Here is a 22,849-nt window from a genome sequence, read left to right on the forward strand (position 1 = left end):
ACCAATAATCTAAGGGAAATGACACAAAGCTCCCAACGTTTTCTGCCGCTGGACGTATTCCGGGGGATGACTGTTTGTTTCATGATCATTGTAAACACGGGCGGCACGGGTGGCACTTACTGGCCGCTGGACCACGCAGCATGGCATGGCTGGACACCCACCGACCTGGTATTCCCCTCCTTTCTTTTTGCCGTCGGCAATGCCATGAGCTTCAGCATGAAGAAATATGCACAACAGGGTAATGCTGCCGCACTGACCAAAATTTTTAAACGTACCCTGATTATCTTTTTACTGGGCTACCTGATGTATTGGTTTCCATTTGTTGCGCATTCGGAAACTGGTGGCCTTTCTTTTAAGCCTTTCAGCCATACCCGTATACCGGGAGTCTTGCAGCGTATTGCACTCTGTTATTGCATTGCGTCGCTGCTGATCCGCTACCTGTCTACCAAATGGGTGGCAGCTGTGAGCGCCTTATTCCTGCTGGGTTACTGGGCCATTCTCTGGTATGCCGGTACGCCTGGCGATCAATATGGTATTCATGGTAATGCTGGTCTCGCCCTTGATAAATTGCTCCTGGGAGACAATCACCTGTATCGTGGCGAAGGTTTTCCCTTTGACCCGGAAGGCATACTAAGCACTTTCCCTGCCGTTGTAAACGTGGTAGCTGGTTATTACGCCGGACTGTTCATTCAGCAGCAAGGACGTAAAACAGCGGGCCTGCAACGCCTCCTCCTGGCCGGCGTAGTGCTGATAGTACTCGCCTATGCATGGAATACTGTTTTCCCGATCAATAAAAAACTGTGGACCAGCTCCTATGTGCTGCTGACAGTAGGCATCGATTTGCTGTTACTGGCATTGCTCATCCTGGTTATAGATGTTGCCGGCATCACCAAAGGAACGGGTTTTTTCACCATATTTGGCAAAAATCCCCTGTTTCTTTATCTCCTGTCAGAAGTACTGGCCATCCTGTTTTATTTTATACAGGTACACGGTGATTCGCTGTATCAATGGATCAACGATACTATTTTCCAGCCACTGTCGCCCGGAAAACTGGGGTCTCTCCTCTTCTCCCTGGCCTTTATGCTCCTTTGCTGGACAGTAGGTCTGGTGCTGGACAGGAAAAAAATATACGTCCGGGTATAGTATTCCCGCACCTTCATCTGTGATTAAAATAGGACAAAGTCCGGGCAGGTTGTCCGGACTTTGTTGTGGATAGACCGTGCAGAAAATTAACAGGCATTCCCCAACGACGTAAGTACAATTCCTTAAATTGTAACGACAAAAAAGATCACTATGGACCTATCATTGAAAGGAAAAACAGCCCTGGTGTGTGGCAGCTCACAGGGAATTGGCCTGGCTATCGCAATTGAACTGGCTTTATTAGGGGCCGATTGTATCTTACTTGCCCGGAATGCAGACCGGCTGAAAGCCGCTGTAGCGCAGTTAAGTACGGCTACCGGGCAACAACACCGTTTTGAAGTGGCCGATTTTTCAGATGCGGCCCGTGTAGGGGAAATTGCCACACAAATAGCCGCTTCCACTCCTGTTCATATTCTGATCAACAATACCGGCGGTCCGGCGGCAGGTCCTATCCTGGAGGCCTCCACCGCTGCTTTTACCGCGGCCTTCTCCCAGCACCTGCTATGTAATCAGCTGCTGGCACAGGCGCTCATCCCTGGCATGATACAAACCGGCTATGGCCGGATTATCAATATTCTGTCTACCTCTGTAAAAGCTCCCCTGAAAAATCTGGGCGTATCCAATACCACCCGCTGGGCCGTAGCTGCCTGGTCTAAAACCCTGGCTACTGAACTGGCGCCACATGGCATTACGGTGAATAACGTGTTACCCGGATCTACTGCTACGGCAAGATTGGAAAGCCTGTTTAACAGCAGCGCAGCCGCACGGAATGTGAGTCCGGCGGAAGTAGAAAAAGAATGGTTGCAGGATATTCCGATGAAACGCTTCGGAGAAGCACGTGAAATTGCAGCCCTGGCGGCATTTCTGGCCAGTCCGGCTGCTGCTTATATTACCGGCACCAGCACCGCTGTAGACGGTGGCAAAACGCCCGTCATGTAAATAAAGGTTCCCGGCGCCTTATTGACTGCAATAAGGCGCCGGCGATCATAACAACGTATAGGCCAGCCCGTTCTTAGCTGGTGTATGTATCCTCAGCAGGGAATAAAATTGACAATACGTACCAGTTTCCCTCCTTCAAAAAATAAACGCACAGCACTATCACTTCTCAGATCATCTGAATCCCGCAGGGTAATCATTTGTGCGCTGCCTTCATTTTCCGCCTGTTTTACGGCCTGCGGATATATCTTCCGGATCTCTTCCCAGGTTGTTTCACTGGTAAAAGTTCTTTTATCACAGGTAATAAAACTACCCGGCGTCAGCACAAACTCTTCGCATGCCAGAGAATCTTTATGCCACTCGAAACAGGAACCGTTCTTATAAAAATAACGGAACTCTTCTTCAAACTGGGTAGCACACAGGTGGTCAAAATCAGGCGTCACCACGCTATCCGGCTCTCCGATAGCTTTCAGGAACCGCTGCCGGTTGGTAAACAACGGTACTTTATTATTCATCAGCGCCTGTGCAAAATGAAAGACTTCGATCTTTTCCCAGGAGACATCATGTTGTGGTTCCTGTACAGAATCTTCTTCCGGTATCAACGGTTTTACATTTTCTGAGGGGGCTGCAACGGCCACGTTATCCCTTTCATCCGACGATACGCTGTTATCGTGACAGGCAGTGAGGGCTGCCATGCCTAACAATAGTAATATCCTTTGCATAGTTATTTTGCTGTTACCTGTAGCAGGTAAGTAATGAAATAAGGCTCCACTAAGTTAAAAAGTTTCCTTTTTAATTATATACATAGTTAAAATATTTTATATAAATAGCCAAGTAAATTTTTATGCAATCGTTTGCATCAAATGAAAAAACAGGGTATATTGTTATATAAATCCACGGTTACTATATGAAAAAACTCACCTCACTATGCCTGGGCCTTACCCTTGCCGCCGGCGCCATAGCACAGCCAGCGCCCGACGATGCCGCCATCGTGAAAAAAGTAGCGGATTATGTGATCGCCCACACGGCGTTTACGTTTACAGGAGATAACCAGCAAACCTACCGTAAAAGCACCGACATCCCGGACAATGTGCAGGCCCGCATATCGGATCAACTCAGCAGCTGGCATTATCCCAACGGAGTACTGAACATCGCCATGACAGACCTGGGCCGCTATCTGAATGAAGCGAAGTACAGCCAGTTTGCCCAACAACATATTGCCTTTGCCTTCGACAATTACCAGGTATTTGAAGCACGCAGTAAAAAGGGGATCAAATACAAAGGCTTTCCTTTTAATCAACTGATCCACACCCGGGTACTCGACGACTGCGGTGCAATGGGCGCCAGCGTGATCGATGTATACCAAACCGTTCAACGCCCGGTGTATAAAACCTATATCGATAAAGTGATCCGCCACATCAGCCAGGTACAGGAACGCCTGCCGGATGGCACCCTATGCCGGCCGAATCCTTTCCGGTGGACCATTTGGGGAGATGATCTCTATATGAGCATTCCCTTTCTTGCACGTGCCGGCAAGCTGACGGGCAACACCGCCCTCTTCGACGATGCCGTTGCGCAGGTACATCATTTTACCAAATACCTGTGGGATGAAAAAGCCGGCTTGTATGCCCACTATTATTATGAAGACCTGAAAAGACAGGGGCCAGCCCACTGGGGCCGCGCCAATGGCTGGATCATGATGGCCAAGGTACAACTGCTGAATAACCTGCCGGATAATCATCCCGGTAAAAAAGAAATCATCGCCGAACTAACCCGGCAAATCCTGGGTGTAGCTCCCTATCAATCTGCCAGCGGCCTGTTTCACCAGGTACTCGACCGCACCGACTCCTATACGGAAACCTCCTGCACGGCCATGTTTGTATACGCCATTGCCCGCGCTGTCAACGAAGGCTGGCTCGATAAACGTTATATCACGATTGCGGAAAGAGGCTGGGATGGTATTGTAAAAGAAAAAATACAGGCAGACGGGCAATTAAAAGATGTATGTATTGGCACCAACATCTCTGCAGATATTGCCTTTTATTATAACCGTCCTACGGAGCTGAACGATTTTCATGGATTGGGACCGGTCATTGAAGCCGGTATAGAAATCATGCGATACCGGAAAAAATCCTAAACAAATATCCTTACCGGGCAATCCCGGTAAGGATATTAACCATTACTAATAGATATCAAACCAAAGCTTTGTTGTGAGCAGGTCCGGCCCCTGCCGGGAAACTGCTGCTTTATAATTCGCCCCGTTCAATGCCTGCTCGCTGGATGGATACGACAACCGCACGGGTATCTTCACCGCACCGCTTAATACGCCTGTGTAGGCAGGTTTCAGCTGTGGATAATCCAACCGGCGCCACTCTGCAAATGCCTCCAGTCCTTCGCCGAAAAGTGCCAGCCATTTCTGCTCACCGATCACCCGTTTATATGCTGCCGCATCATAGACCACGGCCGGCTGCGTGAGGTAAGCATCTACTGCCGGACCGGTGATACCATACTGTTTAAAGGCTGCACGCACGGCATTTTCATACAACGCAGCGGCATTGCCGCTGATCAGATTCCGCTGCGCGGCTTCTGCCAGGATAAACAGTTGCTCTGCATAGGTAAACAGATAGGCGGGTGACTGGCTCGCGGTAAACGCGGCGCCAATATCCGATGTTCTGTAGAAACCCAGGCGCGAAGCAGAATCGGCGGTCAGCCCATTCGTTACACCAATAATCACATTGGTATCCCGGGGCAATGCTGCGTATATGCTTAACCGTGGGTCGTTCAGGGATTTCAGTTTATCCACCACTGCTTTACTGATCCGGTAGTCATTGCGTGTTTCCCGGTTCCGGCCCACCGGGTTCTGATTGGGTGAAGTCAGGTAATTCAGCTTCACATCTTCGTCGCCGGATTCCAGTAATACATTGCCTTCTGCGGCCACCTCTTCAAAAACAGCTTTGGCCGTAGCAAAATCACGGTCAGCTATCCGTAAGGCCACCCGCAGCCGTAATCCGTTTGCAAACTTTTTCCATCGCAGCATATTACTTCTCAGCAAAGAATCTCCCAGAATAGGATTGCCCGTTAAGGTGATGTCTTTGGAGGCGCCCTTCAATGCCGTTAATATACCTGTATATACTACCTGTTGCGGATCATACACCGGTGTCAGGTATTGATCAATATTGGCAGCCTGTGTATAGGGAATGTCGCCATACAGATCGGTTAATACCTGAAAAATCCAGGAGCGCATGATGTTGCCCACCGCCTTGTAATTAGGATGGTGCAGGCTATCGCCCAGCTGTGCGAGCGTTGTAAAATCCTGCACTCCCTGTGCATAAAAGTTACTCCAGATACTTTGAATAGCGGAAGAAGCAGGAATATAACGATCGGGATCCGGATACTGAATCTTCGCCCAGTACTGGATATACAGTAAAGAGGTTTCCATCGCTGCATTCTCACCCCAGTAAGTATCTACATTGGCTTTAATACCATTGCTCAATAAGTAATCAGGTTGTGCGGTGACCGGCTCATTCGGATTTTTATTGATCCGCTCCAGCTCTTTCTTACAGCCGGTTAACACGATGCCTATCCCCACTATCAAACCTGCTAATAATATCTTTCTCATATCTCTTCAAAAGTTAAAATGAAACATTCAGGTTAAAGCCAAAGCTACGTGTGGTCGGGATTTGCAAGGTTTCCAATCCCTGACCATTACCGGTATTGAAAGCCGTTTCCGGATCAATATTGGGCGTATTGCGTTGCAGGTATCCCAGGTTTCTGGCCACCAGTGTGATATTCACGGATTGCAACCGCCATCTGTTTACCAGGGAAGCCGGTAAGGTATAACCCAGCCTGATTTCCCGCAGTTTGATATAAGAGGCATCGAACACACTGCTTTCATTCAGGTTGCTGTTGTATACACTTTTATAATAGGTGGCTGCCGGCAGAATAGCGGTATTCTTTTTACCGTCTGCTGTATAGCCATCAAAGATGATCCCATCGTGATAGACCGCAGATCCATCCGGTGCGGCTGCACTATGATCCGGCAGCTGAATATGCTGCCCGCCGCTTTTGTAATAAGGTAATCCGCCATTTTCGGCATCCCGCCCGGGCAGTGAAGTTGCCAACACCCCGGTAGAATTACCGGTTGCATTGGTACCAGACCACATGGATCCACCCTGCCGGGTATCTATCAGTACACTGAGGTTAAAACCTTTGAACGCAAAGCTGTTATTAATGCTTCCTGTCCATTTAGGTGTGTAGTAGCCCAGTACTTTTTTATTGGGATCAATAGCCGGCGTACCATTCGCGTTCACCAGTATACGGTTCTGATCATCCCGCAGGTAGGCCTGTCCGTACAACGCGCCGTACTGCATCCCTTTTCCGGCAATCACCTGTATGTTACCGGAACTACCCAGTACATAGTTATTCAGGAACCCTTCTTTATCCAATTCCACAACTTTACTGACATTCTTTGCATAATTCACATTTACATCCCAGCGAAAACCGGAACGCGTGGATACCGGTGTTACACCCAGCATCACCTCCACGCCGTGGTTATTGATTTCACCTGCATTGAGCAGTTTTTTCAGGTAACCGGTTGTAGGACTTACATCGGCCAACAAGATCTGGTTACGGCTGTTGGAGTTATAATAGGTTACATCCAGCCGGGCACGGTTATCAAAGAATCCGGCTTCCACCCCTACCTCTGTAGCCGTAGTGATTTCCGGTTTCAGGTCTTTTTTCAGGTATTTATCCGAGACGGTTAACTGGGGCAATGCGCCAAACGGCTGATTAAACGGATAGGTATTGATCAGTTGATAAGGATCCGTGTCTTTACCCACCTGTGCCCATCCTCCCCGGAGTTTCAGCATAGTCAGCACGTTGCTTTGCAGGTGCAGCGCTTCTGATAACACGAGGCTGGCATTCACAGAAGGATAGAAATAGGAATTGTTTTCCGGCGGCAAAGTAGACGACCAATCGTTACGCGCCGTAGCGTTGATAAACGCAAAATTCCGGTAAGCCAGCTGGGCGGACCCGAAGGCACTGTATACTTTTTGTTTGGTGAATACATTGTAGGAAACGGCCGGATCGCGGTAGTTGTTTAAGGTATACACATCCTTTACCGCCAGCCGGGTTGCCTGCTGATAATTCTGTTCGTACTGATTGGTACGTACGTTTCCGCCCGCCAGCACTTCCAGGTCAAACCCATTTCCTAATTTTCGTTTAGCATTCAGCGTTAGTTCGCCGTTGGTTTCACTTATGCCGTAGGCATCTTCCGTATAAGATCCGAATGGTGTACCATTGGTATAATAGGCCACTTTATATTTACGGCGATCCTGGTAGTAGTCGGTACCCACACGCACGCCGGCGGTCAGCCAATCGGTAATTTCATAAGACAGCCGGGCATTGCCCAGCAACCGGTTACGCAACAGCCCTACCGTATTTTCATGTTGAATCCAGTAAGGATTGCTATAATAACTGTGGTTCCAGTTGTAATCTGTACCATCCGCATTTTTATAATCTTTCAGGCGGCTTACATCTACCTGCCGGCCAAACCAGATAAACTGCAGGGTAACACTGTTCCCCCGTTTGCCGTCTACACCGGGCAGATTATCTGCCTCGCTGCGTACATAGCTGGCATAGGTGCTCAGTGTGAGCTTTGGTGCAATCCGGAAAGTATTGCTGGCTGTAAAGGTATTGCGGGAAATGCCGGTGTTGGGCAGAATACCGGTTTGCCGGGTATTGTTGTAAGAAAAGCGGTAATCTATTTTTTCGCTGGTACCACCTACCGAGATGCCGTTGTTGAGCGTACGTCCGGTGACATAAAAGTTTTTAACATTATCGGGATGTGGTACAAACGGGACTGGTTCACCATTGGAAAAAAACTGTGGAATCAGGCGCCCATCCATCTTAGGGCCCCAGCTTTCATCGACGCCATCGTTGATGCCGCCGCCTTTTCCGTCTTTATAGGAAAACTGGCCACCGCTACCCTGTCCGTATACATTCTGGAAATCGGGCAATATCAGTACTTTTTCCCAGGTAGCGCCGGAGGTAACGGTAACGCCTAAACCGCCTTTGGTATCCTTACCTGTTTTTGTTTTAATGAGAATTACACCGCTGGAGGCACGGGAACCATAGAGCGCTGCGGCATTGGGTCCTTTCAGGACACTGATGGCCGCTATATCATCCGGATTAATATCTGAGATCGCATTGGCAAAATCACGACCGGTACCAATACCTAACTGGCTGTTATCGACCGGCACCCCATCCAGTACAAACAAGGGCTGGTTGTTGCCCGCAATGGAGGTTTCGCCCCGTATCACAATACGGGAAGATCCCATATTACCCTGGCTGTTGGTTACCTGCACGCCGGCTATCTTTCCGGACAGCGCATTAACGAGGTTGGTTTCCTTTGCTTCGGAAATGTCTTTTGATTTTAACTCCTGTACAGCATAGCCCAGGGATTTTTTTTCACGGGAGATGCCTAACGCGGTCACCACTACTTCCTGGAGTTTGCTGTTACTGTTGTTGAGCGCAATGTTGATGGTATGACTGCCGGTCACCGGTACCAGTACGGATTCGAAGCCCAGGAAGGATACCTGCAGGGTATCTTTCACCTGTGCTGTAATCACATATTTACCATCCGCATCTGATTGGGTACCCCTGGTGCTACCCTTCACCTGTATAACGGCACCGGGTATACGCTGTGCATCTGTACGGGAAGTAATTACCCCACTCACACGAATTTCCTGAGCAATGCCCTGTTGTGCCCACAGTAATGCGGTCAACAGGCATAAGCGCCTTTTAACATGGTTCATGCTACGTTGTTAATTTATTGATTGATGTTGATTGTTGCGGAGACTAATTTTTCCTTTACAATTGATTCTGGCTTTACATATTCAGGTGTATGACGACTAACGTTGCGGGGGTAAAAATAATACAGAAAGATTAATCTACAAAATTAATAGACTAATGATTGTGGAATAAAAAATAATACTTCAGGCAGGACGTATTTCCCCTGGAACGGCGCAAAGGAAGATTGTTTTCCCGCTCCGGCGAAATACGTCCTGGTTGGGCTGATGGTAATGACAGCGGATAGTCAGGTGCTGATTATTTATTCAGTAGCTTTTTTACTTCCTGCCTGCAGGCTTCAAAGTTTTCCCAGATGAGGCGATCCTGGCAAACCGTCCCTTTGTATTTAAAAGCTACTTTGTTTTTACGTAACACCACCTGGTAATATTCCGGTGCTTCGGGAGAGTTTTCCCAGGTTACTTTCCCATTTTCATCTATTCCTCCGGCGAGTTTGTCTTCAATCAGGCCGAAAACCTTTTTGCGCATATTCTCCGGGAAGTCGTAACTGTCGTCTGTTTTTACCAGGCAGGTGCTGTCTTTTACAGGAAGGGATACCGGGGTGTTGGCGACAGCCTTGTACTGTGATATACACAGGTACATGCAACCGGCTGCCAATAGCAGGAAAGGGGATTTGTATGCTCTATTCATAGTACTGATAAATTGTTATAAACGGGTGAATAGGAATTACAACTATATAAGGGTTGTCTGGTCGATGCTGGTTCTTTGATTTTGGTATTGGTATCTGCAACTTATTATTAAAATACTCTATTTATCTCATACTACAAAATAAACTACCGGGGTATACGAACGCGGGGTTAAGCTGTGGGGGAAATGCAGGGGTACTATTGGTACCGCTGCATTACATTGAATAATATTTTGCGGCCACTTTCCGTCATACCCGGCAGGGAATCCTGCGGCATAAAGTGGCGTTTGAAGGCTTTTAAAGCAGCGGTGCTGTCTTTGATATCATAGCCGATAATACGGAGTGCCTGTAGCTGGTTAAACGGAGACGGCACTACGGTATTTGTGGTATCGGTATACCATAGCCCAAAACCTTTTCCAGCCAGCTGTTGCCAGGGAAACCACGCACTGGGGTCTACCTTCCGGCCTGGTGCAATGTCGCCATGTCCGACGAAATTAGCGGCGGGAATATTATACCGGAGTTTCAGGGTATCCAGCAAAATAAGGAGGCTATTGATCTGGGCGGGTGCGAAGGGTTCCAAACCATTATTGTCCAACTCGATGCCGATGGAAGAAGAATTAATATCGGTTACGCCGCCCCATTTGGCTACGCCGCCATGCCAGGCACGCAGGTAATCATTCAGCATGTGGTGGATCATTCCATCGCGACAGATGACATAATGTGCACTCACCTGCGTAGGTTGCATGGTAAACGTTTTCAGCGTTTGTGCGCAGGAGTCCTGCGCAGTATGGTGGATAATCACCATATTGGGTTTACGCATATTGAAATTAACGGTACCGACCCACCAGGGCGGCAGTACACCGCCTGTGCCTGCAATATTACCGGGTTGCTGCTGCAACGTTTTTGCATAAGCTTTTGCCTGTTGGCGGTATACTTTATTCGAGGATGCATAAGGGTTCCGGGCACAATAGGAGCACAAACAAATCAGGGCCAGCAACCCGGCGGATTTTACAAGGTGTTGTATTGCTTTCATTTATATCTGTTAAAGTTTACAAAACACTATTTATAAAGATACTAAATGTCGGGCTCCTTCGTTTTTTAACTGATACTATGAGAAATGTTTACTAAATCTTATATTTACATTTTCATTAATGCTTTTTCGGGGTTTTTAAAAAACGTGTACAACATTGTCTTCAATTGCCTACTACCTGTTGCTGCCTGTTATATATGCGGTTTCGCTATTACCTTTTCGTGTTTTATACTTTCTGTCTGATGCTGTTTATGTTTTTTTATATTACGTATTAGGCTATCGTAAAAAAGTGGTACTGGACAATCTCCGTCGCTCCTTTCCCGAAAAAAGTGAAAAAGAAATTAACCGTATCTGTAAAGATTTTTATCATTATCTCTGCGATCTCTTTCTGGAAACTTTTAAGACGCTTACCATCAGCAGGGATGCCATGGTAAAACATTGCCGTTTTACGCCCGATACCGTTGCCTTATTTGACCGGCTGGCCGCCGACAAAAAAAGCGTGGTATTGGTCATGGGCCACAAAGGTAACTGGGAATGGGCCGGCAACACTTTCAGTATTCTGTGTAAACAGCAGTTGTATGTTATTTATCATCCGCTGGCCAATAAGCACTTCAATGGATTTATGTACCGTATGCGTACCCGCTTTGGCACCAAACTGATTGCCATGCAGGATACTTTCCGCGACATGGTACAAAACCGGGGAGAGGTAAATGCCACTGCTTTTATTGCAGACCAGGCGCCACAGCCGAAAACGGCCCAGTGGCTTACTTTTTTACACCAGGACACCCCTGTTTTTAAAGGAACAGAAAAAATAGCCCAGAAAATGAATTACCCCGTGGTATATGTGACGGTACAACGGGAAAAACGTGGATACTATGCCGTATCAGCAGAAATATTAACCGCTACACCTGCCGGTGAAAAAGACGGAGATATCACTGCAGCGCATACCCGTAAACTTGAGGAAGATATTCTGGCACAACCGGCGACCTGGCTTTGGTCGCACAAAAGATGGAAGCACAAACGGGCGACCCATATTTAATTCCGATTCATCAATAATAAAAAAAAGAACAGATCCTACAACTATGCTGGAAGGTAAAGAACTGATACTTGCTACCAAGCCCTATGCCTGCGAGAAGAGATTTAAAAGCTGGCTGTATGCTTTATCAACATTATTACTGCTGATTTTATCATCCTGTGCGGCCCTGCTGGCGCCTTATCTGGCGCTACGGCTATTTTTCAGTATGTTAACCGGTCTGTTAATTGTACGGATGTTCGTTATATATCACGATCATCAACACCATGCTATTTTACACCGTTCCCGGCTGGCCGATGCGATCATGACTGCCTTTGGCATTTATGTACTGGCACCAAGCAGCATCTGGAAACGTTCCCATGACTATCATCATAAACATAATTCCAAGCTTTTCAGTGCCAGTATTGGCTCCTATCCGATTCTCACCCGTAAGAAATTCAATAGTATCACTCCCGCAGAACGGCGTACCTACCTTTTCAGCCGGCATCCGGTGACAATTGCCGCCGGTTATTTGTCGATGTTTATGATTGGTATGTGCGTGCAATCCTTTCTGAGCAGTCCCCGTAAACACCTGGATTCCCTGCTGGCCCTGATCATACACCTTGGCGGCAGTGCTGCCATCTGGTATTTCCTGGGTTGGGAAAGCTGGTTGCTCCTGATTCTGATTCCCTTCACGATTGCCTGTGGCCTGGGAGCTTACCTTTTTTATGCCCAGCACAATTTTCCCGGTGTGACGTTCAATGTCAATGAAGAATGGTGCTACGATAAAGCAGCACTGCTTTCTTCCAGCTTCATGCAAATGAATCCGGTTATGCAGTGGTTTACCGGCAATATCGGCTACCATCATATTCACCACCTGAATGCGCGTATTCCTTTCTATCGCCTGCCGGAAGTAATGCAGGAGATTCCGCGGCTGCAGGACGCCAAAGTCACCTCTCTACGTTTTCGGGATATCTGCGCCTGCTTCCGCCTGAAAGTATGGGATCCTGAGCTGAACAGGATGATCAGTCTGAAAGAAATCCGTTCCCTTAATATTACGACAACGGTAAAGATGAAGCCTGATCCTGCAATAGCTGCCGGATAATCTTCGTTCTTGTTTCCTTCATAAACCGGGTATCTTCTTTTACTTTTTGCAACACCGGAATACCGGCTGTTTTGGGAGAACCTGCGTTAAATGGTGGCGCTGGTGCATATTCCAGCTGCAGCTGAATGGTTTTAGCCATTTCTGCTCCTCCGATGAGGGCTATCAGGGATAATCCGAAATCAATGCCGGCGGTAATGCCGCCGCCTGTGATCCGGTTACGATCCCGGACAATTCTTTCTGTCACTGTTTCTACGCCAAACATTTCCAACAGGTCGAGGGAACGCCAATGTGTAGTGGCTTTGTAGCCCTGCAGCAGACCTGCCGCTGCCAATACCAGCGAGCCGGTACAAACGGCGGTGATATAACGGGCACCGGCTGCCTGGTTGCGCAGAAATCCAAGTACCGCCTGATTAGTAAGTAAGGTATTGATTCCTCTGCCACCTGGCACAAACAGGATATCCAGCTGCGGACAATCCGCCATAGCAATGTTGGGCTGCACAGTGAGACCACCTTCGGCTTTAATGGGGTCTGTGGTTTCACCAATCACCAGTACTTCAAAACAGGAAGCTTTGACGAAACATTCATAGGGGCCGGTAAAATCGAGGATAGTTAATTCGGGGAATAGGAACATACCTACTTTGAGCTTACGCATAAACTGGGTTTTAACACGGTATAAAAATAATCAAATTGGCTGCAGGTAATCTACCGATGCTGCTCATATTTGTTGGGAGGTAACACCTGTTGTAATAACTGTCTTTCTTCCGGTTGCAAGGCCGGGGACTGCACGGTTTGCATAATATCTTCCAGCTGGGCGGGCGTACGTATACCTACCACGGCAGCGGTCACTGCCTGATGCTGCAGTACATAGCGCAGGGCGGTCTGGGCCCGCTCCCGCTCTACACTTGATAATTTTGCAACGGCAGCGGCGGCAGCGGCTACTGCTTCCTGGCTATAGCTCAGATACGGTGCTGCCGGTTTGTTGACCAGTAGTCCGCTAGCCAGACTACCTCTCGTCAGCACACCGATATTGTTCCGCTGCAACATAGCCAGACAGGCCTCTTCCGGCCGGCGGTCCAACAGACTGTACTGCATCATTACACTTACAATATTGGACCGTTCAATATACGCACGGATCACATTGGGACGTATGGAGGAAATACCATAATACCTGATTTTCCCTTGCTGTTTCAATGTTTCAAAAGCGGCAATTGTTTCATCTATGGGGTCATCTATTGTGCCTCCATGCAGTTGGTACAGGTCTATATAATCTGTCTGTAACCGTTTCAGGCTTTCTTCCACTGCTGAAAGTATATATTTTTTGCCAGGATTCCAATCCCAGCCACTACCATCTTTTTTCCACTGATTACCCACTTTGGTGGCAATAATTACAGATTGTCTTTTTCCCAGGAGGGCCTTGCCTAAAGTTGTTTCATTCTGTCCGTGTTCATACAGATCTGCCGTATCAAAAAAATTGATACCGTGGGCGATCGCCTGCGCGATCAGGCGTTCATTGGCGTCATCTTCTTTTCCCAGCGACATACAACCAAAGGCGATTTCACTGACTGGCAGGGTAGAATTACCCAATAAATGATATTGCATAAATAACAAACGGGTTTATACATTAAGGCGATATAGTGACAGGCAGCCTAGCGTATGATTCCGTTACCGACTACTTTTTTCGCAGGTTGAATATACATACATTTTTCATCCGATGGTATCCGGTTTTCCGTATGGTATTATTCAACAGGGAGAAAAACGGGGAGATTTAAATAATAGGGCCGTCTGGATAAACAGCCCTGTAGATTGTCCGTTTTCACCCTAAATCGTATATTTTACAAAAACATAATCCTGGTTTCCGGTATCATGTTATCTATTTGCTTTCCTGCGAGGCGGCTTTTTTTCCGGCGCTGGTCTGCTACGCTTCCCCCCGATATCCTATCTGACCTATTTATAAAAAAAGGGACCATCTAGACAAATAGTCCCGCGTGTTACCAGTCTATAGTTGCACTTATGAAAAAGCCGCTCTTTTATGATGAAGCTGCCTAAACAGCCGGTATCTTTTTATAAACCGGGACTGTCTGGAAAAACGGTCCCTTTATACCTGCATCTTACACAGTACGCGCCTGACTGAGGAATACCAGGCACTGTGAGGTTTTAACATATGGCACGAATCAATTTCTTTTATGTAGACAATAGGCATGATTGCTCCTGCATATTGGATATTTTCCGATAACAGACCGCCTGGAAAGGCGGTCCTGGACCTTCACTTTGCTATGTTGCATTCCAAAGAATATATATTACCGGATTACGGTAGCTGTTTTAAAGTGGAACTGCCTGGAAAGGCAGTTCCTTCAGCTAACTTTGTAAATCCATGTAACTAGAGTCTTGTTAGTTTCTTTAAAACGGACCGCCTGGAAAAACAGTCCTTCGTCTTACTATTACCCCTTCAACTGTCGCTGCATTAAAGGATTCAGGTACTTTCCCTTCATTCCCTATTCTCCTTCCGATTTGCACGGGTGTTCACCGGCTGCAGGATGACAGCCCATCTCCTATCTCTCCAACCTGTATCCAACCTACTGCACATGTGGGTAATTGGCTGCCCTGTTATCCAATGGCTGTTGTATCATCGGCGGGCAATGCCGTTTTTCTGCCGGCATTTTTTCAATTACGGGATTTCCCGGTAACGGTTGTCTGTTGCGATCATGCTCTCTCTCCGGTACACAGGTTACCAACAATGGATACTTTCTCTTTTTACCTGATGCCACAGATAAGGCCACCCCCTACTTCCTACTGTCTATTTGGCGATATCGTTTTTCTAATCCTGTTTTTCTGATCCTTAGCACCTATAACATTTGCGATGATGGTATATCGCCGCAACCAACGAATCGCCTACTCCATCCAGACTTAATGCACGGACCTTCGCTTTTTTTTGTTGATCTTATACTTATAGGCGCAGCCGGTTATCCCGCTGTTTTTCTTTCGTCTTTCCCGGGAGGTACTTCCTGTTTTCACATTCCCGCAGCGAATGGCTTCCCCCTCCCCGGCAATGCACTATAGCATTCCGGGGCAGTAACAAACAATGGATCATAATCAGATAGTTGTAAATCATCCCCACAGCCATACCTGCTGCATGACGGAGAATTTGCATTAATAAATTGTTTTGAATCATACTTCCTTTCTGATGGCAGATATGGTTACCTGTCATTGAAGTACCGGGAAAGGTTGTATTGATCAGCAAAGACAGTACTGACAAGGCATGTAGCTTTGTTTAAAAAGCTAATCAGTTACGCATGCATTTCTGGTACTAATTCAGTACAAAAATGAAATACCGGTAATGATAGTTTCCTAAAAAAGTACAAGTTTGAAACTGTCTGTTAAACAGAAAGGCTTGCATTTAGATTGTTTTTTGCTCTTCGTTAGATTTTTTTTGCTCTTCGATTAATTCATTCAAAATAGTGACAGCTATTTTATTTACTCATCAATAGTTGGTTAACTGATTCATCTTTTCTAAAAATTATTTTTAATAAAAAATTAAGATCAAGAAAAAGACTAAATTCACAACAGGCAGCATATAAGACTTTGGTGGTAACACTAACAATGATCAAGTGTTATAATGCAAAGATAGCAAGTCCGATTATCCCAAAATCACATTTTGACACGACGACACTACTGAATGAGAATGAATAGATCAAGTTTTTCTTGAACAAAATGGATATAAGGAATCCGAAAAATAAATTGTAAGGCGAAATCATCAAAGTGGAATAGCTTTTGTATTTAACCATCCGGGTAATATTCCCGCTCGTTCTTCACAAGGATAGTTTTGCATTATGCACACACAACAAATAACAGGCGCTTTTTATGGTGTTGCGATCGGCGACGCACTGGGCGTTCCGGTAGAATTTAAAACCCGGGATTACCTTTCTTCCTACCCGATTACAGACTTTACCGGATATGGCAGCTGGAACCAGCCACCCGGCACTTTCTCCGACGACAGTTCTCTTACTTTTTGTACGGCTGAAAGCCTGCTGACAGGCTATCATTTGTCTGACATGGCGGAACGTTTTGTTCAATGGTACCAACACGGTTACTGGGGGGCACATCATGTGGTGTTTGACATTGGCCAAACCACCCGGCTATCACTGCAAAGAGTAGCTACCGGTACCTCTCCGCTGCTGAGTGGCGGCATGGAAGAATTTGAAAACGGTAACGGCTCCCTCATGCGTATGATGCCAGTGGCGCTTTACCTGGCCCATGAACCGGATATACATCAACGCTACCGGATAGTGAAAGAAATATCCGGCATCACCCACCTGCATTTTCGTAGTGTGCTGGCCTGTTTCATATACGTGGAATACCTGCGGCTATTGCTGACAACACCCGATCCGCAAACGGCCTACCTGCAGCTGCAGACTACCATCAATCATTTTCTTGCTACACAATCTTTTAATCCGGCAGAAGTAAAGTATTTCGACCGCCTGCTTTTGCAGTCTGTTGCAACTACAGATCGTTCACAGATCAACAGCTCCGGCTATGTGATACATACCCTTGAAAGTGCTATCTGGTGCCTGCTGACCACTACATCCTACTCCGAGTGTGTGCTAAAAGCCGTAAACCTCGGCGGTGATACAGATACCACCGGTGCTGTAGCCGGCGCACTGGCAGGCGTTTGTTATGGACAATCCGGTATTCCTGCCACCTGGATACAACAGGTAGCCCGATCCAAAGACATTGCAGCACTGGCGCATCATTTCATGACAGCCATCAACAAGCCTGCTACCGGTAAATCATAGTTAAACTTTTGTCTGTGACAACAGTCAAATAAGGTGATTAATGCCAAACATATGAGGTGACGACTACGCTTAAAGTTTAAATCATGAAAAACAGGTTCCATATACTGTTTGTGCTGGTAGCCCTGTTAAGTACCTGTACAGCAGCATCAACTTATGCCCAACGGATACACGGTGGTGGCAACCGCGGCGGCATCACCCGTGTACCTCCTCCTCACGGAGGATGGCAAGGCCCCAGAGGCGGAGGGGGATATTATTATCATGGTTACCGCGGGCCGGTTTACCATGGAGGTTTCTATTACAGTCGTCCCTGGTACAGACCCCGGTATAACTACAATCCCTTCTTTCCTCCGATAGGTGTTTACGTATCAGCACTCCCCTTTGGTTATTTTACCCTGGGTGCAGCTTTTGGTCCGGTTTATTATTACGGTGGCACGTATTATGAATCCACCAACAGCAACAGAGGATACAAGGTAGTAGATCCTCCTTTGAATGCAACCGTGCCGGACCTGCCGGATGGGGCACAGGAAGTAAGCTACAATGGTAATACCTATTATGAAGTGAATGGTACCTATTATCAGGAACTAATGACGGATAACGGCAGACGATATAAAGTCATCGGAAAAAACGGAAAAATAGGGGATCAGGCAATCGCGCCAGCCAATAATAACAATGACGTTAATAATGGCTTTTCTGCTGATAACCTGATTTCCCAGTTACCAGACGGCTGTCGTTCTGTCAGCATTAACGGGGTATCCTATTTCCTATCTCCGGATGGCATGTATTATCAGGAGGTAAAATCCGGTAATACAACCGGTTATAAAATAGTAGGCAAAATGAATGCAGACCAATAAATAATGTCGCTATACACCACATCAGCAAGCCGGTTCTCAGCAACCGGCTTTTTTAATGTTATGGCTGTATTAATTCCCTTGCAGGAATAGTTAAAGGTTTATCCGGCGGTGTTCTCTGTTTATAAATTCACTACTATGAAAAGAAACACCTTCGTTTTGCCCGTTTCCATTGCCCTCGCAGCTGTTTCCCTTTTTGGCTGCAAAAAAGAACTGATTTCTCCTACAGATGATACTGCGACTCATTTACTTTCCGCAGAGGCCTCATCTTCCGCTAGCAAAGCCGCTGTTTCCCTTACCGGATGGATGGGACAACTGGCAGACAACACCCAGATTTCCCGTTTATCTATTCCCGGCACCCACGACTCCGGCGCACGGTTTGAACCGATAGGCGGCACTGCAAAATGCCAGGAACTGACCATTGCAGAACAGCTGAATGCAGGCACCCGTTTCCTGGATATCCGCTGCCGGCACATCGGAGACGCATTTGCGATTCATCATGGTGCTGTTTATCAGAACATGAACTTTACGGATGTACTGAACGCCTGCTACAGTTTTCTGAATGAGCATCCTACCGAAACCATTGTAATGAGTGTAAAGGAAGAACACACCGCTACCAACAACACCCGTTCTTTTGAACAGACTTTTGACAGTTATGTACAACAACAAACTGCTAAATGGTACCTCCAGGCAGGCATTCCCAACCTGGGTCAGGTGAGAGGAAAAATTGTTTTGTTAAGAAGATTCGGCGCCGGTAATACGCCTAAAGGTATTGATGCTACCAACTGGGCAGACAACACGACTTTCTCTATCAACAACCCTGCTGCCAGCCTGCGTATACAGGATCAATACCAGGTACCGGACAATAATGCCAAATGGAACAATCTGACCAATCTGTTTTCGGAAGCTAAAAGCGGTAATCAACAAGTATTGTACATCAACTACGCCAGTGGTTACAAACCCCTGATATTCGGTATTCCCAGCATCACTACGGTTTCGAATGCCATCAACCCGAATCTGAAAAGCTATTTTACCACCAACATCCAGGGACGTTTTGGTATTATACCGATGGATTTCGCAGTAGCAGAAAGAAACACACTGATCATCAATACTAATTTCTAAACCGATATCCACACAACACAAGGGGTTGTAAAGCCGTAATAAAGCTTTACAACCCCTTGTGTGTTATTTCGTTTTTTACCAGCTGCTGCTGGCGCCACCACCGCCCGAAGATCCACCTCCCCAGCTCGATCCGGAGGAGGAAGATGAGGATGAGGAGGAAGAGGAAGATGAGGATGATTCAGACACCCGCGGAATGATAAACTTGTAATCATGTGTATATCCACAAGCAACGCAGGCATACGTTTTAACGCCCCATCCTTCTGACCGGGTGGTCGCTCTCCGTTTCGTCACCGTCTTCTTATACTGATATGTTTTATAGGCGCAGGAAGGACAATCGGCGATAGCAGAACGCATGTTGGTGTAGTTCAAGACCATCTGCGTATTGCAGTCATCACACTTCCATACATCATAATCCACGGACTGCAGTTTTTCTTCTATTACCTGTGCATGATCCAGGAACAAATCATCTTCTGTCTCACTCAGCCGATGCATTGGCCGGGCACACTGCTGGCATTCATAAGGCGTATCCCTTAGTACAGCCAGTCGTTTTCTTAATAAGTACAGGTATAATGCGAGAAATGGCAAGGGAAACATATAGCCGGCTATCTTAAAGCCACTCCTGACTGTCTCCAGCCGCAGCCATTGTTCGTGGCGGTCTTTATCATACAATCCTGTACGGGAACGTAACATGACCCATAATGCAGTCAGGTGTATAAATACCATCCATACCACATAATAGATCAGGGATATTCTGGCGAATCCTGCTACTTCGTGCTTTTCCAGCACCAGGTAGCCAATGATACCAAATGCTGCCAGGTGAATCATTACCTGATGCCACCACCGCGCTCTGAAAAACTCATTCGTAAAAGCACCATTGCTGGCAGTGGGTTCTGCATCTGCTGTGCGGCTTGATCTCAATCGCCCTCCGAAAAAAGCAACCATCATAATGCGGGAAAGGATCAGACATACAAAAATGGCCCAGAAAGATACACCCTCAAATATCTCCCAGATGTAGTTACGCTTGTCGATGGCTATATCCTGGACTGTATTGTTATCCACATTATTCGTAAATCCCTGCGGCGCATTGCTGATGAGACCTGGTTCGTTTTCCGGCGCTAATGCTACCTCTTCCCGCTCAGTGGTGATCATCAGCGAGCTGTCTTCCGGAGGCAGTGTAGCGTTATTGACCTTATCGAAAGCATAGTTACCGTGATAGAACAATGCAGCCACCGACTGTATGCCGTCCAGGAAAGCACGATCGTTGTTGCCTGCCTTGATATGCGGAATCATGTAATCCTGCTGAATCCGGAAACAGATGATATCCGGCAAATCTCCTTCCAGTCCCAATCCGGTTTCAAATACCAACCGGCGGGCATCTTCCACCATCAATACCAACAACCCATTGTTCGTATCCTTCTTTCCGATTTTCCAGTGTTTAAACAACTGATGGGCAAACTCCCGGGGTTCATTCTCTCCGATACTATGCACCAATACAACTGCCACCTGCGCTTTGCCGGAATTATCCAATGCCGTCAGCCGGGTATTCAATTCATTGACGGTATTCTCCGTAATCAGGTGATCAGGGTTGCTGACATAACCACCACCGGATTGTTTGGGGTCCGGTACATCTGTTACCGTAAACTTGTGCTTTTGCTGATGACAGGACAGCAGAAATACTGTCAGCATCAACCATAACCCTCCTCTCCATAATGACCATTGATGTTTCATGTGTACTATTCTACTCACTAAGATATATTTATTTAATTCTTCATTAGAGGAGAAAATGTATATAACCGATGTCAGTCCCGGCCGGCAGGGGATCTTAAGTTACCCCTCAAGGCTATACGTAGTTACTCTTGTTGTCTAGCATGGTTTATATAACGGCCGATGGGCCAGCATTTCTGAAGATGCCCATTTCATTTTTCACTCAAATTTGTTTTTCACTACTGGTATTTTCGGTCTTTTACTACATTCCCGTGTGACAGATTTACTTTTTATAACGGACGCGGTTAAAAATACTATATTTCCAGATCTATACGTTTTACTTATTCCTGCAAATATTGACAGGTTTGTATCTGTAATGATAAATATTATATAAATTAGTGATTCTCAAAGCAATTACCATTGTTAGTATTCAATTTCACCAATACCGCACACATGAAACGTTTTTTCATATTGCTTGCCTTTCTCTTTCCGCTGACGCTCAGCGCACAAACCAAGCTTGCCCAGCCGGTCATAGACGACTTTTCGGCCAGGGTAGCCCATCATTACCAGCTTAAAAATGATTCGATTACCGGCTATATAGCGGAACAGCTAACGCGCAGCGGCGCCGGCGGTCTTGATATAGACGAGACGGTTTTTAACCTGAAAAAAGATCCGGCCACCCTGGATGCAGCACTGAAATATCTTTACCAATACAGTGACTGTAACCGGCAGCGTTTTATCAGTAACCTGCGCAGCCTGGCCTTACAAACCAACAGTGTATTTCCCATTGCCACCTATACTGCCAACAAATATAAAGGTGAGGTAAAAGCCCTGCTGGAAGATAAAACAGATTTTCTGGCCACCTATACCGGACCGGTAACCGGAAAAACACCACCCGCCACGGTAGCTGCCGCAGCCCCTTCTGCCGGCACCACTGCTGCCAATACTGCAACTGCCGCGACCGCTGACAACCAGGAGACTACTGCTACTACCAGCGAAACGGCCAGCAATACAACTAACACTCCGGCAGCCGCTACGGTAACGGACACACGTAATTGGGAAGTAAAACCGCTGTTTCAGTTACGTACGCCAGAACAACTGGTAGAACTGTACGGCGCCAACAATATTACCCAGCGGGATGCGACCAACCTGGCCGGTAACAAAGATGGAGAAGCCTATGTTATCTACCCCGATACAGACGATGAACTGGAAGTGCAGTTCGATGGCGAAAATGGTAATGTGCTGACCTTCTCCCACTTTCCATCCAAATGGAAATCACCCTATGGCATTAAAGCCGGTGATCCCCTGGAAAAACTCATCAAGGTAAACGGCCGCCCTTTTAAAATCAATGGTTTTGAATGGACCAATGGTGGTATTGTGAGCAACTGGCAAGGAGGCGCACTCGAAGGCAAAGGTGTGGTGATTATGCTGAAAGCCAATAATACCGGCGATCCTAAACTTTATGACCAGGTAACCGGCGATAAAACAGTACGCTCAGACCTCCCCGCTTTGAAAAAGCTGGATGTTATCATACAGTCTGTTGCTTTCAAAAGCAACTAAGCTATTTTTTTCAACAGCCCCCATCCTTTTTCTACGGGATGGGGGCTGTTTCTTTTTACTGACATTATAATTATTTATATTCAAACCATTGCCCCATACCTATTGCGCTT

Annotated in this window: 18 protein-coding genes; 9 read left to right on the plus strand and 9 right to left on the minus strand. The window is 46.8% G+C overall.

Features of this window, described 5'->3' with window-relative positions; genetic code table 11:
• The first annotated feature begins 18 nt into the window (after positions 1 to 18).
• Positions 19 to 1,143 carry an acyltransferase family protein gene (locus tag OL444_RS31510; RefSeq protein WP_264726569.1) on the plus strand — a complete coding sequence of 375 codons (1,125 nt, stop codon included), beginning with the start codon at positions 19 to 21 and terminating at the stop codon, positions 1,141 to 1,143.
• Between the two features lie 150 nt (positions 1,144 to 1,293).
• Complete coding sequence (locus OL444_RS31515; RefSeq protein ID WP_264726567.1) at positions 1,294 to 2,079, plus strand: SDR family oxidoreductase; 786 nt, start codon at positions 1,294 to 1,296, stop codon at positions 2,077 to 2,079.
• 92 nt (positions 2,080 to 2,171) lie between these two features.
• Here OL444_RS31515 and OL444_RS31520 read toward each other — a convergent pair whose 3' ends face one another.
• Entirely contained in the window at positions 2,172 to 2,798 is a 627-nt protein-coding gene (locus OL444_RS31520) for a hypothetical protein (RefSeq protein ID WP_264726565.1), read from the minus strand.
• A gap of 185 nt (positions 2,799 to 2,983) precedes the next feature.
• Between OL444_RS31520 and OL444_RS31525 the strand changes: the two genes are divergently transcribed.
• Positions 2,984 to 4,213, plus strand: coding sequence for a glycoside hydrolase family 88/105 protein (locus tag OL444_RS31525; RefSeq protein WP_264726563.1), 1,230 nt, complete (start codon positions 2,984 to 2,986; stop codon positions 4,211 to 4,213).
• Between the two features lie 45 nt (positions 4,214 to 4,258).
• On the opposite strand, the gene OL444_RS31530 is transcribed toward OL444_RS31525, so the two are convergent.
• The 4 genes from OL444_RS31530 to OL444_RS31545 all read right to left on the minus strand — a co-directional run bounded on the left by OL444_RS31530 (position 4,259) and on the right by OL444_RS31545 (position 10,601).
• Complete coding sequence (locus OL444_RS31530) at positions 4,259 to 5,695, minus strand: SusD/RagB family nutrient-binding outer membrane lipoprotein (RefSeq protein WP_264726561.1); 1,437 nt, start codon at positions 5,693 to 5,695, stop codon at positions 4,259 to 4,261.
• Between the two features lie 13 nt (positions 5,696 to 5,708).
• Positions 5,709 to 8,891: a SusC/RagA family TonB-linked outer membrane protein gene (locus OL444_RS31535; RefSeq protein WP_264726559.1), complete on the minus strand. Its 3,183-nt coding sequence runs from the start codon at positions 8,889 to 8,891 to the stop codon at positions 5,709 to 5,711.
• Positions 8,892 to 9,183: 292 nt separating this feature from the next.
• Positions 9,184 to 9,573, minus strand: coding sequence for a hypothetical protein (locus OL444_RS31540; RefSeq protein ID WP_264726557.1), 390 nt, complete (start codon positions 9,571 to 9,573; stop codon positions 9,184 to 9,186).
• Between the two features lie 194 nt (positions 9,574 to 9,767).
• Positions 9,768 to 10,601: an N-acetylmuramoyl-L-alanine amidase gene (locus OL444_RS31545; protein WP_264726555.1), complete on the minus strand. Its 834-nt coding sequence runs from the start codon at positions 10,599 to 10,601 to the stop codon at positions 9,768 to 9,770.
• A gap of 154 nt (positions 10,602 to 10,755) precedes the next feature.
• Between OL444_RS31545 and OL444_RS31550 the strand changes: the two genes are divergently transcribed.
• Both OL444_RS31550 and OL444_RS31555 read left to right on the plus strand, forming a co-directional pair.
• Positions 10,756 to 11,637 (plus strand): lysophospholipid acyltransferase family protein, encoded by an 882-nt coding sequence (locus OL444_RS31550; protein WP_264726552.1) that lies wholly within the window; start codon positions 10,756 to 10,758, stop codon positions 11,635 to 11,637.
• Positions 11,638 to 11,680: 43 nt separating this feature from the next.
• Positions 11,681 to 12,715, plus strand: a complete 1,035-nt coding sequence (locus OL444_RS31555) for a fatty acid desaturase family protein (RefSeq protein ID WP_264726550.1) — start codon at positions 11,681 to 11,683, stop codon at positions 12,713 to 12,715.
• Here OL444_RS31555 and OL444_RS31560 read toward each other — a convergent pair.
• From OL444_RS31560 to OL444_RS31570, 3 genes are all read right to left on the minus strand, one after another.
• Complete coding sequence (locus OL444_RS31560) at positions 12,666 to 13,367, minus strand: DJ-1/PfpI family protein (protein WP_264726548.1); 702 nt, start codon at positions 13,365 to 13,367, stop codon at positions 12,666 to 12,668. The two genes, OL444_RS31555 and OL444_RS31560, sit on opposite strands and share 50 nt — an antisense overlap.
• A 50-nt stretch (positions 13,368 to 13,417) precedes the next feature.
• The gene (locus OL444_RS31565) at positions 13,418 to 14,314 is read right to left on the minus strand and encodes an aldo/keto reductase (protein ID WP_264726546.1); all 897 of its coding nucleotides are present in this window, start codon (positions 14,312 to 14,314) and stop codon (positions 13,418 to 13,420) included.
• 1,345 nt (positions 14,315 to 15,659) lie between these two features.
• A complete protein-coding gene (locus OL444_RS31570; protein ID WP_264726543.1) occupies positions 15,660 to 15,863 on the minus strand; it encodes a hypothetical protein in 204 nt (67 codons plus the stop codon).
• Positions 15,864 to 16,542: 679 nt separating this feature from the next.
• Between OL444_RS31570 and OL444_RS31575 the strand changes: the two genes are divergently transcribed.
• The 3 genes from OL444_RS31575 (at position 16,543) to OL444_RS31585 (ending at position 19,475) form a co-directional block, all read left to right on the plus strand.
• On the plus strand, positions 16,543 to 17,505 hold the full coding sequence (locus OL444_RS31575) for an ADP-ribosylglycohydrolase family protein (protein ID WP_264726541.1): 963 nt from the start codon (positions 16,543 to 16,545) through the stop codon (positions 17,503 to 17,505).
• Between the two features lie 83 nt (positions 17,506 to 17,588).
• A complete protein-coding gene (locus tag OL444_RS31580) occupies positions 17,589 to 18,356 on the plus strand; it encodes a DUF6515 family protein (RefSeq protein WP_264726539.1) in 768 nt (255 codons plus the stop codon).
• A gap of 135 nt (positions 18,357 to 18,491) precedes the next feature.
• Positions 18,492 to 19,475, plus strand: a complete 984-nt coding sequence (locus tag OL444_RS31585) for a phosphatidylinositol-specific phospholipase C (protein ID WP_264726538.1) — start codon at positions 18,492 to 18,494, stop codon at positions 19,473 to 19,475.
• 75 nt (positions 19,476 to 19,550) lie between these two features.
• Here OL444_RS31585 and OL444_RS31590 read toward each other — a convergent pair whose 3' ends face one another.
• Complete coding sequence (locus tag OL444_RS31590; RefSeq protein WP_264752052.1) at positions 19,551 to 21,221, minus strand: TPM domain-containing protein; 1,671 nt, start codon at positions 21,219 to 21,221, stop codon at positions 19,551 to 19,553.
• Positions 21,222 to 21,632: 411 nt separating this feature from the next.
• Here OL444_RS31590 and OL444_RS31595 point away from each other — a divergent pair, with 411 nt between their 5' ends.
• Complete coding sequence (locus tag OL444_RS31595) at positions 21,633 to 22,739, plus strand: hypothetical protein (protein WP_264726534.1); 1,107 nt, start codon at positions 21,633 to 21,635, stop codon at positions 22,737 to 22,739.
• Positions 22,740 to 22,849: the final 110 nt, after the last annotated feature.

It is taken from the genome of Chitinophaga nivalis (genome assembly GCF_025989125.1).
In the GTDB taxonomy this organism is placed as follows: Bacteria; Bacteroidota; Bacteroidia; order Chitinophagales; family Chitinophagaceae; genus Chitinophaga; species Chitinophaga nivalis.

Coding starts and splice junctions, on each gene's coding strand:
- OL444_RS31565 (WP_264726546.1), bottom strand. CDS start 14,314: ATGCAATATCATTTATTGGGTAATTCTACCCTGCCAGTCAGTGAAATC.
- OL444_RS31595 (WP_264726534.1), top strand. CDS start 21,633: ATGAAACGTTTTTTCATATTGCTTGCCTTTCTCTTTCCGCTGACGCTC.
- OL444_RS31545 (WP_264726555.1), bottom strand. CDS start 10,601: ATGAAAGCAATACAACACCTTGTAAAATCCGCCGGGTTGCTGGCCCTG.
- OL444_RS31560 (WP_264726548.1), bottom strand. CDS start 13,367: ATGCGTAAGCTCAAAGTAGGTATGTTCCTATTCCCCGAATTAACTATC.
- OL444_RS31585 (WP_264726538.1), top strand. CDS start 18,492: ATGAAAAGAAACACCTTCGTTTTGCCCGTTTCCATTGCCCTCGCAGCT.
- OL444_RS31580 (WP_264726539.1), top strand. CDS start 17,589: ATGAAAAACAGGTTCCATATACTGTTTGTGCTGGTAGCCCTGTTAAGT.
- OL444_RS31525 (WP_264726563.1), top strand. CDS start 2,984: ATGAAAAAACTCACCTCACTATGCCTGGGCCTTACCCTTGCCGCCGGC.
- OL444_RS31555 (WP_264726550.1), top strand. CDS start 11,681: ATGCTGGAAGGTAAAGAACTGATACTTGCTACCAAGCCCTATGCCTGC.
- OL444_RS31510 (WP_264726569.1), top strand. CDS start 19: ATGACACAAAGCTCCCAACGTTTTCTGCCGCTGGACGTATTCCGGGGG.
- OL444_RS31520 (WP_264726565.1), bottom strand. CDS start 2,798: ATGCAAAGGATATTACTATTGTTAGGCATGGCAGCCCTCACTGCCTGT.
- OL444_RS31570 (WP_264726543.1), bottom strand. CDS start 15,863: ATGCAAATTCTCCGTCATGCAGCAGGTATGGCTGTGGGGATGATTTAC.
- OL444_RS31540 (WP_264726557.1), bottom strand. CDS start 9,573: ATGAATAGAGCATACAAATCCCCTTTCCTGCTATTGGCAGCCGGTTGC.
- OL444_RS31515 (WP_264726567.1), top strand. CDS start 1,294: ATGGACCTATCATTGAAAGGAAAAACAGCCCTGGTGTGTGGCAGCTCA.
- OL444_RS31575 (WP_264726541.1), top strand. CDS start 16,543: ATGCACACACAACAAATAACAGGCGCTTTTTATGGTGTTGCGATCGGC.
- OL444_RS31530 (WP_264726561.1), bottom strand. CDS start 5,695: ATGAGAAAGATATTATTAGCAGGTTTGATAGTGGGGATAGGCATCGTG.
- OL444_RS31535 (WP_264726559.1), bottom strand. CDS start 8,891: ATGAACCATGTTAAAAGGCGCTTATGCCTGTTGACCGCATTACTGTGG.